This window comes from Pedobacter frigiditerrae, assembly GCF_004331645.1.
Taxonomy (GTDB): Bacteria; Bacteroidota; Bacteroidia; order Sphingobacteriales; family Sphingobacteriaceae; genus Pedobacter; species Pedobacter frigiditerrae.
The window spans coordinates 1,510,937-1,528,556 of record NZ_SJSK01000001.1 but is presented as its reverse complement, the minus strand read 5'-3'; the positions used below and the strand labels follow the sequence as shown (position 1 = coordinate 1,528,556).

Annotated in this window: 16 protein-coding genes; 9 read left to right on the top strand and 7 right to left on the bottom strand. The window is 35.8% G+C overall.

Translation table 11 applies throughout. The features are described from left to right. Position 1 precedes the first annotated feature (1 nt). Positions 2-1,933, bottom strand: coding sequence for a tetratricopeptide repeat-containing sensor histidine kinase (locus EZ428_RS06475; RefSeq protein ID WP_131552274.1), 1,932 nt, complete (start codon positions 1,931-1,933; stop codon positions 2-4). A 123-nt stretch (positions 1,934-2,056) separates the two neighbouring features. Between EZ428_RS06475 and EZ428_RS06470 the strand changes: the two genes are divergently transcribed. Genes EZ428_RS06470 through EZ428_RS06440 form a run of 7 tightly spaced genes read left to right on the top strand, consistent with a single transcriptional unit; the run spans position 2,057 to position 7,421 of the window. Further along, entirely contained in the window at positions 2,057-3,190 is a 1,134-nt protein-coding gene (locus tag EZ428_RS06470; RefSeq protein ID WP_131552273.1) for an NAD(P)/FAD-dependent oxidoreductase, read from the top strand. Continuing rightward, positions 3,183-3,887 (top strand): methyltransferase domain-containing protein, encoded by a 705-nt coding sequence (locus tag EZ428_RS06465; protein WP_131552272.1) that lies wholly within the window; start codon positions 3,183-3,185, stop codon positions 3,885-3,887. Before EZ428_RS06470 ends, EZ428_RS06465 begins: the two co-directional genes overlap by 8 nt. Beyond that, complete coding sequence (locus EZ428_RS06460) at positions 3,884-4,936, top strand: type III polyketide synthase (protein ID WP_131552271.1); 1,053 nt, start codon at positions 3,884-3,886, stop codon at positions 4,934-4,936. The genes EZ428_RS06465 and EZ428_RS06460 overlap by 4 nt, the downstream gene beginning before the upstream one ends. A gap of 1 nt (position 4,937) precedes the next feature. Beyond that, positions 4,938-5,372, top strand: coding sequence for a 3-hydroxyacyl-ACP dehydratase FabZ family protein (locus EZ428_RS06455; protein WP_131552270.1), 435 nt, complete (start codon positions 4,938-4,940; stop codon positions 5,370-5,372). After that, positions 5,365-6,639: a beta-ketoacyl-[acyl-carrier-protein] synthase family protein gene (locus EZ428_RS06450; RefSeq protein WP_131552269.1), complete on the top strand. Its 1,275-nt coding sequence runs from the start codon at positions 5,365-5,367 to the stop codon at positions 6,637-6,639. The genes EZ428_RS06455 and EZ428_RS06450 overlap by 8 nt, the downstream gene beginning before the upstream one ends. After that, positions 6,632-6,892 carry an acyl carrier protein gene (locus EZ428_RS06445; RefSeq protein WP_131552268.1) on the top strand — a complete coding sequence of 87 codons (261 nt, stop codon included), beginning with the start codon at positions 6,632-6,634 and terminating at the stop codon, positions 6,890-6,892. The genes EZ428_RS06450 and EZ428_RS06445 overlap by 8 nt, the downstream gene beginning before the upstream one ends. Continuing rightward, positions 6,882-7,421, top strand: coding sequence for a 4'-phosphopantetheinyl transferase family protein (locus EZ428_RS06440; RefSeq protein ID WP_131552267.1), 540 nt, complete (start codon positions 6,882-6,884; stop codon positions 7,419-7,421). The genes EZ428_RS06445 and EZ428_RS06440 overlap by 11 nt, the downstream gene beginning before the upstream one ends. A 92-nt stretch (positions 7,422-7,513) precedes the next feature. Here EZ428_RS06440 and uvrA read toward each other — a convergent pair whose 3' ends face one another. Further along, complete coding sequence (gene uvrA, locus EZ428_RS06435; protein WP_131552266.1) at positions 7,514-10,360, bottom strand: excinuclease ABC subunit UvrA; 2,847 nt, start codon at positions 10,358-10,360, stop codon at positions 7,514-7,516. Positions 10,361-10,589: 229 nt separating this feature from the next. Here uvrA and EZ428_RS06430 point away from each other — a divergent pair, with 229 nt between their 5' ends. Together EZ428_RS06430 and fabV are read left to right on the top strand one after the other, a co-directional pair. Next, on the top strand, positions 10,590-11,831 hold the full coding sequence (locus tag EZ428_RS06430) for a DNA cytosine methyltransferase (protein ID WP_131552265.1): 1,242 nt from the start codon (positions 10,590-10,592) through the stop codon (positions 11,829-11,831). Positions 11,832-12,383: 552 nt separating this feature from the next. Continuing rightward, positions 12,384-13,592, top strand: coding sequence for an enoyl-ACP reductase FabV (gene fabV / locus EZ428_RS06425; protein WP_131552264.1), 1,209 nt, complete (start codon positions 12,384-12,386; stop codon positions 13,590-13,592). A 70-nt stretch (positions 13,593-13,662) separates the two neighbouring features. On the opposite strand, the gene EZ428_RS06420 is transcribed toward fabV, so the two are convergent. From EZ428_RS06420 to EZ428_RS06400, 5 genes are read right to left on the bottom strand one after another with little or no spacing between them, the layout of a single operon-like run. Further along, positions 13,663-15,186 carry a SulP family inorganic anion transporter gene (locus EZ428_RS06420; protein WP_131552263.1) on the bottom strand — a complete coding sequence of 508 codons (1,524 nt, stop codon included), beginning with the start codon at positions 15,184-15,186 and terminating at the stop codon, positions 13,663-13,665. A 43-nt stretch (positions 15,187-15,229) separates the two neighbouring features. Continuing rightward, positions 15,230-16,291, bottom strand: a complete 1,062-nt coding sequence (arsB, locus tag EZ428_RS06415; protein ID WP_131552262.1) for an ACR3 family arsenite efflux transporter — start codon at positions 16,289-16,291, stop codon at positions 15,230-15,232. A 2-nt stretch (positions 16,292-16,293) separates the two neighbouring features. Beyond that, positions 16,294-16,713, bottom strand: coding sequence for an arsenate reductase ArsC (locus tag EZ428_RS06410; protein ID WP_131552261.1), 420 nt, complete (start codon positions 16,711-16,713; stop codon positions 16,294-16,296). Between the two features lie 14 nt (positions 16,714-16,727). Beyond that, positions 16,728-17,195, bottom strand: coding sequence for a DUF6428 family protein (locus EZ428_RS06405; RefSeq protein ID WP_131552260.1), 468 nt, complete (start codon positions 17,193-17,195; stop codon positions 16,728-16,730). A gap of 17 nt (positions 17,196-17,212) precedes the next feature. After that, complete coding sequence (locus tag EZ428_RS06400) at positions 17,213-17,545, bottom strand: ArsR/SmtB family transcription factor (RefSeq protein WP_131552259.1); 333 nt, start codon at positions 17,543-17,545, stop codon at positions 17,213-17,215. Positions 17,546-17,620: the final 75 nt, after the last annotated feature.

Below are 17,620 nucleotides of genomic sequence, written 5' to 3'. Positions count from 1 at the left end.
TTTAAACTAATACATTTTTTCGAGTAGGCGATTTAAACTTAAGTATTGAAGTAGTTCCTTTTCCGACCATCGTATCAATATTTAAACCACCACCATATAACTTTATCCTGCTTTCTAAATTCTTTAATCCCAATCCAAATTTATTTGCGTTGCTATCAAATCCTCCGCCATTATCTTCAATCATCAGCAATGCTTCTTCCTCATTAACTATTAAATGTACACTAACTGCTGTGGCATTTGCATGTTTTAGTACATTGTTTGTTAACTCTTGAAATGCCCTGTACATCACAACTGCTAGCATCTCATCAATATCTTCAAACTCTACGTGCTCAAACAAAGTAAATTTGCTTTTATTTTGCGCATCGTTTAAACGTTCTATTCCTTGTTGTATGGCCATCAACAAACCATAATTCAATAGCAACTCTGGTGTCATTTGATGTGAAACAGCCCTTACCTCGGCCGTAGCCTGGTCTAATAACCCATCTATTTTAGCCAATTTTTGTTCATCGCCCTTCGCATTTTTTAATTGTAACGAAGCTGCCACTAGCATTTGGCAAACCCCATCATGTAAATCTCCTGCAATTCTTCTTCGCTCACTTTCTTCGGTTTGCATTACGGCAAGTGTTCTATTCTTTTGTTCATTCAATTGTTCTAGTGCCCGTTGGATTCTGTATTTACTTCTGGTTAAGTAGAAGATATATAATGCACTAGCAACTACTCCAAGCAAACCTGCTATTAATATAATTAGCCATTTTTGTTTGTTGCTGATGCTTAATTTACTCTCTAGATTTTCCTCTTTAAGTTTAAGATTTTCTGTTACTTTCTTTTCAGTGGCAAACTTCACTTGTAATTCGGCCAACGCTTTACTGTAATTACCTGTACCAGTACTGTCTTTATGAGCTAACAATTTTTGGTAATAACGATTTGCATTTTTATAATCTCCAATAGCAGTAAAGCCACCCGCCAAGGCCTCATAAGCATTAGCAAGCTTTAAATCTATTTTGTTTACATAACTAATTGCTTCAGCTTTTTTTGCGTATAAAATAGCTTGGTCAGCTTGTTTTGTTTTGAGGTACACATCTGCCAACTCTAAATAATCTGATGCTAACATTGCTGGATCTTCTACCTTTTCCCTTGCCTTACTCGCCTCTTTTAAGTAAACAATGGCTTTATCAAATTTACCCCGCTGGTAATTACTTCTTGCTAGAATATTTAACCCATTTGCCAAATCTACCATACTACCAGATGCTCTTGCTGCTTCAACACCTTGTAGAGCATATTTTTCTGCTGCTGTATAATTAGCCAAGATATTATAACATGCTGCAATGTTGCAAAGAACCAAAGCTCGGTTACTGTATGTCTTTTCTGGATTTAAACTTAACACTTCTGAGAAAAACCCAATCGCCTCTTTAGGCTTTGAATCTTCCATATATGCCCAACCTACACTAATTAATGCACCGGTTTTACTGGCAAAATCCTTCTTGCGTTCAGCTATTTTTATGGCAGTGCTGAAATTATTTACAGCTTGATCAAACTGTGTCTTTTTTACAAAACATTGTCCTTTTAAAATATAGAATTTAACTTCTGCTGCGTCGCTTGAAAGATTTGGAATATTCTTTATAGCACTATCTATTGATTTGATACATTGATCGGCAGAACCATACCTATAGGTTAACCATGAACGAAAAAATGCACTTTCAATTAATCCGTGTTTATAATTAAACTTAGTAGACAGCGCTTGAATTTGCTGCATTCTTTGAAGTGCCAATTTTTTATCGCTCCTCATTAAACCAGGCACCTGCGCAATTAGTGAATCTATATTTGAAGCCTGAGTATTAGCATTTTGAGCAGAAGCTATCGAGCTAAATGAAAAAACCAAAAACACAATGGCTAATACTTTACATTTAATAAATGGTAATTGCTGGAGAGCCATGAAAAAGAGATGGTTAATTTGGTTTCTCTAATTTAAACAAATATTTCTTTTAGCTGCAATTTAATATGTCTAAAGAAACCAACACCTTTTTGGCATACTACTGTTTATTAAGAAAGTTATTTTATGAATTCTAAATCAGATATATTGATAATTGGTGGTGGTCTTGCTGGGTTAACGGCAGCTCTACACCTTTACAAAGCTGGTTTGAATGTTATTTTGATCGAGAAAAATTCTTACCCAAATCATAAGGTTTGTGGCGAATACATCTCGAATGAAGTTTTACCCTATTTAAAATGGTTAGAAGTTGATATAGAAAGCTTAAATCCAACTCATATTAATAAGCTTCACTTAACCACTCAATCTGGGAAAAGCACATACACAAATTTACCATTGGGTGGTTTTGGCATCAGCCGATATACGCTTGATAATTATCTGTATCAATTATTGGTAAACAAAGGAGTTAAAGTATTTCAAGAAAGTGTAACTGACGTTCATTTCGAGGAAGATTTATTTACAGTTCGAACTACAAATGACATAACTTTTACCGCTAAACAAGTAATTGGCGCCTATGGGAAACGCTCCTCATTAGACATTAAGTTCAGCAGACCCTTTATCCAGAAAAAGGCTCCATTTTTAGCAATAAAAGCGCATTATAAAGGTGCATTTCCAAATGATATCGTCGCCCTGCATAATTTTAAAGGAGGTTACTGTGGCGTTTCTAAAGTAGAAAATGATAAGATTAACATTTGCTATTTAGCTGATTATGAAACATTCAAAAAATACAAAAACATAGAATCCTACCAGCAAAATGTGTTGATGGAGAACCAGACTTTAAAGGATATCCTCGAACATAGTGAATTATTGTTTGAAACACCAATAACCATTAGTCAGCTATCATTTGGGACTAAAAAAGCCGTTACAAGTCACGTTTTAATGGTGGGAGATGCTGCAGGTCTTATTCATCCACTTTGTGGAAATGGAATGGCTATGGCTATGCACGGCGCCAAAATCGTTTCGGAACATTTAATGGCATATTTTAACGGAGATATAAAATCGAGAAATGAACTCGAAAAAAAATATACTAAAGTTTGGAAAAAAACATTTAACTCAAGGTTAAGAACTGGAAGTATTTTATCTAGCTTGCTACAAAGAGAAATACTTACCGACTATTTAATTAATATACTTACAAAAATGCCTTGGTTATTGAAGCAAATTATTAAAAGAACACATGGAAAACCTTTATTAGGCAATGATTAATACGAAATACAGAAGCGATGCCCCAGAAATAATGGATGATTTTAACATGGAAGGGGAAATATTAAGAGATGCATTAGAAAAAATTGCAAGTATAAACAGGTTATTGGGTGGAAATAAGGTTACGCTAGATGGAGTAAAATCGTTATTTGAAAACAAACCTAAAGACCAAATTATTCGTATTACCGATATAGGTTGTGGTAGTGGAGATATGTTAAGAGCTTTGGCCGATTATGCGAAAGAACATGAACTTAAGTTTATGCTTAAAGGAATAGATGCCAATAGTTTCACGATTGATTATGCTAGAAAATTATCAGCTGATTATGAGAATATTACCTACAAATGCAAAGATATTTTTAATGAGGAGAATGACGAATGCGACATTATGCTTTGCACTTTAACCTTACATCATTTTAAGGATGAAGAAATAATAGCTTTTTTGCAAAACTATATGCAACTGGCAAAGGTTGGTATAGTAATTAACGATTTGAATAGAAATAAAATGGCTTACTATTTATTTAAAGCCTTATGTTTTGTATTTAGGTTAAATGACATGTCTAGAGAAGATGGACTGGTTTCGATACTTAGAGGATTCAAAAAAGCTGATTTATTAGCCTATTCTAAAGCGTTAAAACCAAAGTTCTTTTCTATAAAATGGAAGTGGGCTTTCCGTTACCAGTGGATAATCAAAACAAAATGAGCGTAAAAGTAAAAGCAGTAACTAAAGTATTGCCTAAATATTCAAGGTCTAAAGAAGAGCTTATGCCATTTTTTGACGTTTGGTTAAAAGGGCAAGAGACACGATTTGTAAGAAAAGTACTAAAGATATTTGAGAATGCTGGTGTAGACAGAAGGTATGCTTTCCTATCGCCAGAGGAAGTATTTAGCGATTTAAGTTTTGAGGACCGAAATGAAATCTATATTAGAGAAGGGATTAAATATGGTAAGGAATGTTTATCGGCAGCCTTAAAAAAAGCAAAATGGCAGCCTGAGAGTTTAGATTATCTCATTACCGTAAGTTGTACAGGTATCATGATTCCATCTCTTGATGCTTACTTAATTAACGAGCTTAATTTACGACAAGACATCGTTCGACTTCCGGTTACAGAAATGGGTTGTGTTGCCGGTGTTTCTGGAATGATTTACGCTAAGAATTTTCTGAAATCAAATCCAGGTAAAAGAGCTGCTGTTGTTGCTGTAGAATCGCCCTCTGCAACTTTTCAATTGAAAGATTATTCTATGGCAAATATTGTTAGCGCTGCTATTTTTGGTGATGGAGCAGCTTGTGTTTTAATGAGCTCCTATGATGAAGATGAGGGTCCAGAAATCATAGCAGAAGAAATGTATCACTTCTATAACGCACAAGAAATGATGGGTTTTAAAATGACCAATACTGGTTTACAAATGGTTTTAGACCAAAAAGTACCAGAAACAATTGCAGAGAACTTTCCAAACATCATTCATCCATTTTTGGCAAAAAATGGTTTGGAGATCAAGGATATTGATCATTTGATTTTTCATCCTGGAGGAAAAAAAATTGTACAAATTGTTGAAGATTTATTTGCTGATCTAGGCAAAAACATTGATGATACGAAAGAAGTTTTAAGGTTATATGGAAATATGTCTAGCGCTACTATTTTATATGTTTTAGAAAGATTTATGGAATCAAATCCAAATGTTGGAGATACAGGTTTAATGCTTAGCTTTGGTCCAGGCTTCTCCGCACAGCGGATTTTATTGCAATGGTAACATGACGAAACAAGAAATTTTAACGCATCTCCCTTATCAAAAACCTTTTCTTTTTGTAGACGAAATACTTGAAGTTGATGAAAATAGCATAAAAGGCACCTTTACCTTTGACAAAGATTTGTATTTTTACCAAGGTCATTTTAAAGATTATCCAGTTACACCTGGCGTAATCTTAACTGAGACTATGGCCCAAATAGGATTAGCTTGCCTTGGTGCTTATCTAATGGCGCCATCAGATCTTGTTGTAATGATGACTTCGAGCAAAATAGATTTTTTAAGACCTGTTTTCCCTTCAGAAAAGGTAACTGTAACCAGTAAAAAGAACTATTATCGATTTAATAAGTTAAGTTGTAATATCATTATGGAAAATGAAGCTGGAGAAGTTGTTTGTAAAGGTGAAATTGCTGGCATGTCAATGGTAAAACCCCATGAATAATAGAGTTGTAATTACAGGACTTGGAGTTGTTTCTCCAAATGGAATAAATGTAGCTGATTTTACGCATGCCATAAAAAATGGCATATCAGGAATTAGGCATGACCAACAGCTAAAAGATTTGAATTTTTCTTGTCAGATTGTTGGCGAGCCACAAATACCCGAAGGATATTTATTGAACTATTTTTCGGCCCTTGAATTGAGAAACCTTAAGAGTTCGGGCATTGAATATGGCGTAATTGCTGGTTTGGATGCGTGGAAAGATGCAGGATTGGAAATTCCAACTGACGAACCAGATTTTGATAGTGGAACAATTTTCGGCACAGGAACTTCTGGAGTGGATAAATTTAGAATAGGTATAGATATAATTGATAATGGCCAGGTTAGAAAACTAGGTAGCGGAACAGTTGTACAAACCATGGCAAGTGGTGTTAGTGCTTTCTTGGGAGGTAAATTAGGTCTAGGCAATATGGTAACTACTAATTCATCTGCTTGTTCTACTGGTACAGAAGCCGTTATTTTAGCTTATGAGCGCATTAAAAACGGGCAAGCAAAAAGAATGTTAGCGGGCAGTACTAGTGATAAAGGCCCATACATTTGGGGCGGATTTGATGCGATGAGGGTTTGCACCTACAAACACAATGAAGAACCAGAAAAAGGCAGTAGACCGATGAGCGAGTCTGCTAGTGGTTTTGTGCCAAGTGTTGGCGCTGGTGCCTTAGTTCTAGAGTCTTTGGATAGTGCCTTAAATAGAGGTGCTAAAATCTATGCTGAAATACTTGGTGGCAATATCAACTCTGGCGGACAAAGAGGTTTAGGCTCTATGACAGCTCCTAATCCAGTTGCCGTTCAAAGATGTATTACAGAAGCAATGAAAAGTGCGGGCGTTAAGCCTGAAGAAATTGATGTAATTAATGGTCACTTAACTGCTACTTCAAAGGATTCTTTGGAAATAGAGAATTGGGCAAAAGCACTAAATAGATATGGAAATGACTTTCCTTATATCAACACAGTAAAGTCTATGATTGGTCACTCTTTAAGCGGAACTGGAAGTATAGAATGTGTGGCTTCTGTTTTACAAATTGACCAAGATTTTATCTTTCCAAATATTAATTGCGAAGATTTACACCCAGAAATTGATGAATTAATTGACAAAAGTCGCATACCAACAACCTTAATAAATAAAAAAATATCGATCTTAGCAAAAGCAAATTTTGGCTTTGGCGATGTAAACGCCTGTATAATTTTTAAAAAATATAATAATGGATAACGATCAAATAATTAACGACTTAAAAGAAATAATCACCCCATATACTGATCATAAAGAAGCTTTAGAAACTTTAACAGAAAACACTGATTTGTTAATTGACTTAAAAATTAACTCTGCAAACTTGGTCGACATCATTTTAGATATTGAAGAGAAATTTGGCATTGAAATAGATAATGACTCGATGACAAAAATGATTAACGTTAAAGAAACCATTGCCGTTATTAAAGAAAAGTTAGCAGCAAATGCTGGGTAATGACATTGTCGATTTAGACAAAGCCAATACCGAAAGTGATTGGAAGAGAAAAGGTTATTTAGACAAGCTTTTCTCTTCTCAAGAACAACAAGAGATTCTGAACTCTTCAAATCCAGAAAGAATGGTTTGGCTGTTTTGGAGTATAAAAGAAGCAGCTTACAAAATCGTTAATCGCGAAACCCAAGAGCGATTTTATAGTCCAAGAAAGTTTAATGTTACCAGCATTGGAAATAATGGTATTGTAACCTTTGAAGGCAAAACATTTTATACGAAGAGTGAGATTAAGGATAATTTAATTCACACTATTGCAGCTGCAAAGGCTGAAAGCCTAAATCATATTCAAACTTCCTTCTTAACCAATACAAGTGATTACCTATCTCATTTTAATTCGAAATCTGAGCATTATACTTTAGAAAAAGATGCGAATGGCATCCCTAATTTAGTGGATAAGATTAATGGAGAAAGTCATTTTGCTTCTATTAGCCATCACGGGAGATATTTGGCGGTTGTTTATGGGGTGAGTCTTTAGAAAGTTCCGTCACCCTGAATTTATTTCAGGGTCTTTCTTGCAAGCCAGATGCTGATCCCGAACGTTCGGGACAGCATAACGACTACATAGATCTACCCTTCCATTTCCTTTTTAAGGAACTTACCAGTTAAGCTAATTGGATTTTGAATTAATCCTTCTGGCGTACCTTCGAAGATAATCCTACCACCTCCTGCGCCACCTTCTTCTCCTAAATCGATAACCCAGTCGGCAACTTTTACCACATCTAAATTATGCTCAATAACTAAAACTGTATTTCCTTTTTCTACTAATTCATTTAGAACGCCTAACAACACATTGATATCTTCAAAATGCAAACCGGTGGTTGGCTCATCTAAAATATAGAAGGTTTTACCTGTATCTTTTTTAGAAAGCTCTGTAGCCAATTTAACACGTTGTGCTTCTCCACCAGATAAAGTTGTAGAAGATTGTCCGAGGCGGATGTAACCTAAACCAACATCATTTAAAGTTTTGATTTTACGATAGATAGCTGGCATATTTTCGAAGAAAACACAAGCTTCTTCGATGCTCATATCCAAAACATCACTAATTGATTTACCTCTATAACGAACCTCTAAAGTTTCGCGATTATACCTTCTTCCACCACATTCTTCACAAGGAACAGAAACATCTGGCAAGAAATTCATCTCGATAACTTTCATACCTGCACCTTGGCAAGTTTCACACCTACCACCTTTAACGTTAAATGAGAAACGACCTGGTTTGTAACCTCTAATCTTCGCCTCTGGCAACATGACATACAAGTTCCTAATGTCTGAAAAAACACCAGTATAAGTAGAAGGATTTGACCTTGGTGTACGGCCAATTGGTGCTTGGTCAATTTCAATTACCTTGTCAATTTCCTTTAAACCATTAATTTTCTCATAAGGAAGCGGATGTTTTTTCGCCCTAAAGAAATGATGATTTAAGATTGGATATAAGGTTTCTGTTATTAAACTCGATTTACCGCTGCCTGAAACACCAGTAACCGCAATAAATTTACCCAAAGGAAAATCAACCGAAACTTCTTTTAGGTTATGTCCTGTTGCTTTAATGATGGATAATTTATGACCATTTCCTTTTCTGCGTTTCTTGGGAACCTGAATTCCCTTTTCTCCATTTAAGTAAGAAGCCGTTAAAGTACCCGATTTTAAAATCTCTGCAGGAGTTCCTTGGGCAACAATTTGTCCGCCATGTACACCCGCAGCCGGGCCAACATCAATCACATGATCAGCTTCTAAAATCATATCCTTATCGTGCTCTACTACCAAAACGGTATTGCCTAAATCACGTAGATTTTTCAAGGCACCAATTAAACGTTCGTTGTCTCTTTGGTGCAAACCAATACTTGGCTCATCTAAAATGTACATTACGTTCATTAGCTGAGAACCAATTTGAGTAGCTAAACGAATACGTTGTGCCTCGCCACCTGAAAGTGTACGGGCAGTTCTGTCTAACGATAGATAATTTAACCCTACATCAGTCAAGAAACCAATACGGGCTCTAATTTCCTTTAGAATTTCTTTAGCGATGGTGTTCTGTCTTTCATTTAAACGAGTTTCTACCTCAGCAAACCAAGTTCTTAAACTAAAAATATCCATTTCGGCAAGCTCGAAAATGTTTTTGCCATCTACCTTAAAGTGCAGACTCTCTTTTTTCAAACGAGCGCCATGACATACTGGACAAGTTTTTAACTTGCGGAAACTATCCATGTCATTCGCATTCTCGGTATCACTTCTTTTATCTTGTTGTTCTTCTAACAATTTAATGATCCCATCAAAGGTGATTTGATAGTTCTGAACGTTCCATTTATTATACTCAACCGCAACGCTTAAAAGGTCATGTGTTCCATTCAAAATGATATCTATATTCTCATCTCCCAATTTCTCTAATGGTGTAGAAAGTGAGAAATTATATTTTTTACCCAAGGCTTTTAAAACTTGGAACATCCAAACATCGCGATACTCACCAAGTGGAGTCAAACCACCATTAATAATGCTCAACTTCATATTTGGCATTACCGATTCTTTATCAACTACGAAAATATAACCTAAACCATCGCAACGCTCACAAGCCCCATAAGGCGAGTTGAAAGAAAAGCTATTTGGTTGCGGCTCATCATAAGAAATTCCTGTAGTTGGGCACATCAAAAATTTACTGAAATGCGCCACATTGTTGTCCTTATCACTTATTTTGATAATGCCTTTTCCCAAACGCATGGCAGTCTGAATGCTATCTAATAAACGTTTATGGTCTTTATCATCAACGATTAATCGGTCAACTACAATTTCTATATCGTGAATTTTGTAACGGTCTACCTGCATTTTTGCTGTAATATCTTTTATCTCGCCATCTACACGAACCTTAACATATCCTTGTTTACGAATTTGCTCAAATAATTCCCTGTAATGACCTTTACGACCTTTAACCACAGGCGCCAAGATATTCACTGGCATAGTGTCGAACTTTTTGTAAATATTTTTAAGGATTTGGTCTTCGCTCATGCGTTCCATTTTCTCGCCAGTATTGTAAGAAAAAGCATCTCCAACACGAGCGTAAAGCAAACGCATAAAATCGTAAATTTCTGTAATGGTGCCTACGGTAGAACGAGGGTTTTTACTGGTTGTTTTTTGTTCGATGGCAATAACCGGACTTAAACCAGAAACCTTATCCACATCAGGGCGTTCCATACCCCCCATGAACTGACGAGAATAGGCGCTAAATGTTTCCATGTAACGTCTTTGTCCTTCAGCATAAATCGTGTCAAAAGCTAAGGATGATTTACCGCTACCACTTAAACCAGTAATTACAACCAGTTGATTTCGAGGGAAACTAACATCAATATTTTTAAGATTATGCACCCTGGCGCCATACACTTCTACATCTTTTTGCTCGCCTAGGTCAATGTTCTTTTCGCTCATAAATTTATTAGTTTTCGGTATTAAAAAACAGCCTGCAAAAATAATGAATTTTAAGCAGAAAAGCTACTGATTTACAAAGCTTAAAATGTAGTTTCTTTGTCATCCTAGTAAGTTCAAATTCTGCCAAAGGCGAAGGTTTTTCAGTATTAAATTTTAACAATTTAAATGTGGAATAGTTGGCGCCAAACTGATAACATAATTTTTTACCTTTGGCCAATTAGGGACAAATATGGACAACAAGCAATTTTTAAGAATAGAAGATATAGCTGAAAAATTAAACGTTTCACAAAAGACAGTAAGAAGACATATCCATTCTGGCAAAATAAAATCGAGCAAAATTGGTGGTTTACATAGGGTGGAAGAAAACGATTTGCAGTACTTCATCAATCAATCTGTTTATGAAAACATTGTTCCCGAAGAAATAGAAAAGGCTAAACCAAAATCTACTAAAACCGATGTCATCAATTGGATTGATATTGCAGATGATTGGGATAATCCAGCTAAAACCGATTTCACTTCTGCCGATTTATTTTGTGGTGCTGGTGGAATGGCAAAAGGTTTTGAAATGGCAGGTTTTAAACAACTTTGCGGTCTAGATTGGTTTAAGGAAGCTGGCGAAACTTATCGTGCTAACCTTTCCCATCCATTAGTTGAAGGAGATATTACGCAACGGAACATTAAAGACCAATTCATCAATACGGTTAAAAAACAATTAAAGGGCAAAAGTTTAACCGTTCTTTCTGGCGGATTTCCTTGCCAGGGTTTTAGCATGTCTGGCAGTAGAATAATTGAAGACCAACGTAATTCCCTTTATAAGGATATGCTTGAAATCATAGAAGAACTAAAACCTCAATTTATTGTTGCTGAAAATGTAAAGGGTTTGCGTTCTATGCTTAAAGGCAAGTTAGAGGATAAAATCAAAGCAGACATTAGAGCACTGGGTTACGAAGTAAATGTGACTGTTTTAAACTCTGCAGATTATTATGTTCCTCAAAAAAGGGAAAGGGTAATTTTTATTGCGAATAGAATTAACAAGGTTAATCAGCACCCAACCCCTTTGTTAGAACCTGGCTCTTATGTAACCACAAAAGAAGCTATAGCTGATTTAATTGATTTAAAAGATGATGAGGCTTTTAACCACGTAAGGACAAAACATAGTGATGACATGAGCAAACGCCTTGCTTTGGTGCCAGAAGGTAAAAGCTTATACAGCAATTATTCCGATTCTTGGAAAAAGTGCCCTTGGAACGAAGCAAGTTGCACCATCAAGGAAAACCACGGCGGTGTTAACATTCATCCAATAGAACCAAGGGTAATTACGGTTAGGGAAATGGCAAGGTTACAGTCTTTTCCAGATGATTATATTTTCAAGGGTCCTAAAGCTAAACAAATGGTACAGATTGGTAATGCCGTTCCGCCTCTATTGGCAAAGGCAATAGCATTAGCGATAAAAAATACGCTTGCCCAATAATACCATTTCATTAAGCTAAAATCAACACTAAGGATATCCGTATTTCAGCTAGACGATAGTCGCTTGTTAGCCGTATCATACTCGTATTTCCCTCTAGGCTAATCCGCGTCAAAACCGCATCAAGTCCGCGTCTAGTCCGCATTGGAAGCGGAGTAGACGCGGATTAGATGAACTGTAGATGTGGTTTAGATAGGAAGGAGAATCGAATAGCTAGCGAAGATAACCGGGATGAAGATTAGCCGAGGTATGGGGTAACTGCGTTTTAGCAAATAGTTTCAATTACTGTGATTAAAACAATTTAATCTATAATAAGATTTCCGTCGGTGAGAACACCAACTGCTAGATTAAACAGTTATACCTTGCATTTCACGATTGACTAATGAACCAATGACAAGATTGAACAACAAATTTGCAGTCCCCCAATGTACCAATGAACCACTGACTAATGAACTATTAAACTATATATTTGGAATGGAAAGAAAATAAGGATAATTTTGATTTGAAAACGTGGGCAACAAAAACCGCGTATATTAAAATACTAGCAAGAAAAATATGATTATTGAACCTAGAGTACGAGGATTTATCTGTTTAACTGCACATCCGAAAGGCTGTGAGCAAAACGTAATTAATCAAATTAACTATATTAAATCTCAAAGTGCCATTAACGGCCCTAAAAAAGTGTTGGTAATTGGTGCATCGACTGGTTTTGGTTTGGCATCTAGAATTACCAGTGCTTTTGGCTCTGACGCTGCTACCATTGGCGTTTATTTTGAAAAACCACCTCAAGAAGGAAAAACTGCTTCACCAGGTTGGTATAATACCGCAGCCTTTGAAACTGAGGCTAATAAAGCAGGTTTATATGCAAAAAGTATCAATGGTGATGCTTTCTCTAATGAAGTTAAACAACAAACCATCGACTTGATTAAGGCTGATTTAGGTCAGATAGATTTAGTGATTTACAGTTTAGCTTCACCGATTAGAACTAATCCAAAAACGGGTATTACGCATCGTTCGGTATTAAAGCCAATTGGTGGCTCTTTCTCTAATAAAACAGTAGATTTTCATACGGGTGTAGTTTCTACAGTATCAATTGAGCCTGCAAACGAAGAAGAAATTCAAAATACAATTGCTGTAATGGGTGGTGAAGATTGGGAAATGTGGATTGATGCCTTAAAAGCAGAAAATTTGTTAGCTGATGGCTTTACAACCGTTGCTTATTCTTATATCGGCCCTGCTGTTACTGAAGCGGTATATCGTAAAGGAACAATTGGTATGGCTAAAGACCATTTAGAGGCAACTGCATTTACCATTACTGATAAATTAGCTGACCTAAACGGAAAAGCTTATGTTTCGGTTAACAAAGCTTTAGTAACTCAAGCAAGTTCTGCTATTCCTGTAATTCCTTTGTACATTTCAATTTTGTATAAAATCATGAAGGAAGAGGGTATTCATGAAGGATGTATTGAGCAAATTCAACGTTTATTTCAAAATAGATTATATACTGGCGATGCTGTTCCTTTAGATGAAAAAGGTAGAATTAGAATAGATGATTGGGAAATGCGTGAAGATGTACAAGCGCAAGTAGCAAAATTGTGGGCTGAAGCGACAACTGAAGAATTACCAAGCATTGGCGATTTAGCTGGTTATAAAACTGATTTCTTTAATTTATTTGGTTTCCAAGTAGCTGGCGTAGATTATACTGCTGATGTAAATGAAATGGTTAAAGTGCCTGGTTTGGTTGAAGCACGAAATGGGGAATAGGAAATAGAGAATAGATTATTCTTATAAAAAACCTCATTCAATTAATTTGGATGAGGTTTTTTGTTTTGTATTAACGATTAGCAACCTTATAAGTTGGGTCTTCTAAGATATTTACCTCAATAACTTCTTCGGCATTTCGAAGCAAAGCTCTACAATCTGCGCTTAAATGATATAGCCTTACCGTCTTGTTTAATTTTGAGTAACGCTCCGTAATTTTATTTACTGCATCAATTGCGCTCATGTCATTTATTCTGCTTTCCTTAAAATCGATAATGATTTGTTCTGGGTCGTTCGTAACATCAAACTTTTCTGCAAAGGCAGCTGTAGAACCAAAAAATAAGGGACCGAAAATCTCATAGTGTTTCACGCCATTTTCATCAATGTATTTTTTTGCCCGAATCCGTTTTGCGCTTTCCCAAGCAAATACCAATGCAGAAACAATTACGCCTATTAAAACTGCTAAAGCTAAATTATGAAGCAAAACGGTGATTGCAGCAACCAAAACGCCGACAAAAATATCATGCTTTGGCATTTTATTAATGATTTTGAAACTAGCCCACTCAAAAGTTCCAATCGCCACCATGATCATTACTCCTACCAATGCTGCCATTGGCAATTTACCAATAACTGGGGCTCCGTATAAAACAATTAACAAAATGGTAAGTGCTGCTACAATGCCTGATAAACGAGCTCTATAACCTGCAGAAAGATTAACCAATGTTTGAGCAATCATTGGACAACCACCCATTCCGAAGAAAAATCCGTTTAATATATTGGCGCTTCCTTGAGCAATACATTCTCTATTTCCATTTCCCTTTGTAGCTGTAATTTCATCAACCAAATTTAAGGTTAATAAACCCTCTGTTAAACCTACTGATGCCATAATTAAGCCATAAGGAAAAATGATTTTTAAAGTCTCAAAGTTTAATGGGATTTGGGGAACATGAAAAGGAGGAAATCCGCCAGCAACTGAAGCAATATCGTTTACCGTTTTGGTATGAATGCCAAAGCCAGCAACTATTGCAAAAACAACAAAAATAGCAACTAGTGATGCTGGAATTGCCTTTGTAATTTTCGGAAAGCCAATAACGATAGCGATGGTAAGTGCTACCAAACCTAGCATGATGTATAAAGCCGAGCCAGAAAGCCAACTTTCGGTTCCCTGCATTTTAAATTGGTTAATCTGCGACATAAAAATCACGATTGCCAATCCGTTTACAAAACCGAACATTACAGGTTGTGGTACCAGCCGAATAAATTTTCCGAACTTAAAAACCCCTACCAAAATCTGAATGATACCTGCCAATGCAACCGCAGCAAAGACATATTCTATACCATTAGATTTCATTAAGGCAATAAGCACGATTACGGTTGCTCCTGCTCCGCCAGAAACTAAGCCTGGTCTACCACCAAAAACAGCCGTAACTAAACCCATTATAAAAGCAGCATATAATCCTGCCAAAGGCGGAAAACCTGCAAGAATTGCAAATGAAAGTGATTCGGGAATCATTGTCATTGCAACAGTTAAGCCTGCTAAGATTTCTGTTTTATAATTTATCTTTTGCTTAAAATCAAATACGTTGAGGTAGCTCATTAGGCAAAGCTAGAAAAATGTGGTTTATTAAGATGGTATTAGTTCAGACAAAATACCTCTTTCTAAACCAAAATGCTACATTAACCAAAGCAATCAAGGCGGGTACCTCTACCAATGGGCCAATAACACCTGCAAAAGCCTGACCAGAGTTAATGCCAAAAACACCAATGGCCACGGCTATTGCTAATTCGAAATTATTGCCTGTTGCAGTAAAAGCAATTGCGGTACTTTTTGAGTAATCTGCTCCAAAATATCGCCCTGCGAAAAAGCTAAGCAAAAACATAATTGCGAAGTAGATAACTAAAGGAATGGCAATTCTAATTACATCCATTGGAATTTGAACAATGAGTTCTCCTTTTAAGCTAAACATCACCATTATGGTAAAAAGCAAAGCAATTAAGGTAATTGGCGAAATAAAAGGAACAAACTTGATATTAAACCATTGTTCTCCTTTTAATTTAATTAGCGCCATACGACTAATAATTCCCATGGTAAATGGTATACCTAAATAAACACCTACGCTTTCGGCAATTTGCCCAATAGAGATATTTATTGCTAAACCTTTTAAGCCAAAAACTGGAGGCAATATGGTAATGAAGACATAAGCAAAAACGCTATATAACAATACTTGGAAAATGCTATTTAGGGCAATTAAACCAGCGGCATATTCCCTATTTCCCTCTGCCAATTCATTCCAAACAACCACCATGGCAATACACCTGGCTAGGCCAATCAAAATTAAGCCAATCATATATTCTGGATAATCTTGCAAAAAGATAATTGCCAAAAAGAACATTAAGATAGGGCCAATTACCCAATTTAAAACAAGCGAAGTAGTTAACACTTTAATGTCCTTAAATACTTGTCCTAAATTTTCGTACTTAACTTTAGCCAAAGGGGGATACATCATCAATATCAATCCAACAGCTAAAGGAATATTTGTAGTGCCACTAGAAAATGAATTGATAAATATAGATGATGATGGAAAAAGAAAACCTATGCTTACTCCAATTGCCATGGCTAAGAAAATCCAAAGGGTTAAAAAACGGTCCAGAAAACCAAGCTTTTTCCTTTCGGCAACTGGCGCACACTGATTTGCAGACATTTTTATTTCTTTAAATATTCATTCACAAAATTTTCGCAGTAAGTCTTAATCATATTTCTTACGCTTTCAAACTGAGCTTTAATTTCTTCTTCTGTTCCTTTAGCTTTTGCCGGGTCTGGAAAGTTATAATGTAGTTTAACTGCTTTGGTTGGAAAATATGGACAATTCTCTTTTGCATGATCACATACGGTGATTACATAATCAAAATCGAAATCCGTATATTCATCAATATTGTTGGAAGTATGATTTGAAATATCAATACCATCTGCTGCCATAGTTTCCACAGCCATCGGATTTACGCCATGGGTTTCTATACCTGCACTATAAATTTCTGCATCCGCCCCTGCGAAATGTCTTAAATAACCTTCTGCTAATTGACTTCGGCAACTATTGCCTGTACATAACACTAATACTTTTTTCATGTTTATTTCTTATTTCAACAACAGCCACCGCCTGGCATACAAGCATTTGCTACCGGCAATTGAGTTAATTTTATTTTTTGTTTTTCAGCAGGAACTCCACAAGCATCACTTGCCAAACAAGCAGTTTGCATATTCACTAAAACAAAATCTTTTCCATCAAAAGTCAAGCTATACTTGCCAATAGTTGTGCTCTGATATTCAACTTCAATTTCTAAATCTTCTAAACCTAAAACCTTTTCAGATAAACTGATAATGCTTAACAACTTGCCTGGTTTTAAGCGATGTTCGAAATCATTTGCATCCCATAATTGAAAATTGGCTTTATTCTCTTTTCTTACTACACCACCACAGTCAATGAAATGTTTATTCACTACACCTATTTCGGTTACGTGAAAATGTTCTGGCACCATTGTACCATCTTCTAATTTAAAATTTACAGCCTCAACTGTGTTTAAAATGTTTTTGATTTCTGATAAGTTCATTTCCTTATAGATTAGATTTAACAACAATTACTTTTTTTAACTTGAATTTTCCCAAATACTTCTGATAGGAAATTTTGGAATTTCGAGAACGTTTCTTCATCAATACAGTAGCAAATCGCATTACCTTCAATATTTCCCTTAATCAATCCTGCATTTTTCAACTCTTTTAAATGCTGAGAAACAGTTGGTTGTGCTAAAGGCAATTCATTTACTATATCTCCACAAATGCAAGTCTCAACTTTTAGTAAATAATCAATAATGGCTATCCTAGCGGGATGGCCTAATGCTTTCATTATTGAAGCTATCTCATTTTGCTTAGCGGTAAAGTGTTCTGTTTTTGATGCGCCCATTACATTGTATCTTAATATTGCAATATTACGATATAGATTAATACAAACCAAATTATTATCTTTAAATAAAAAATC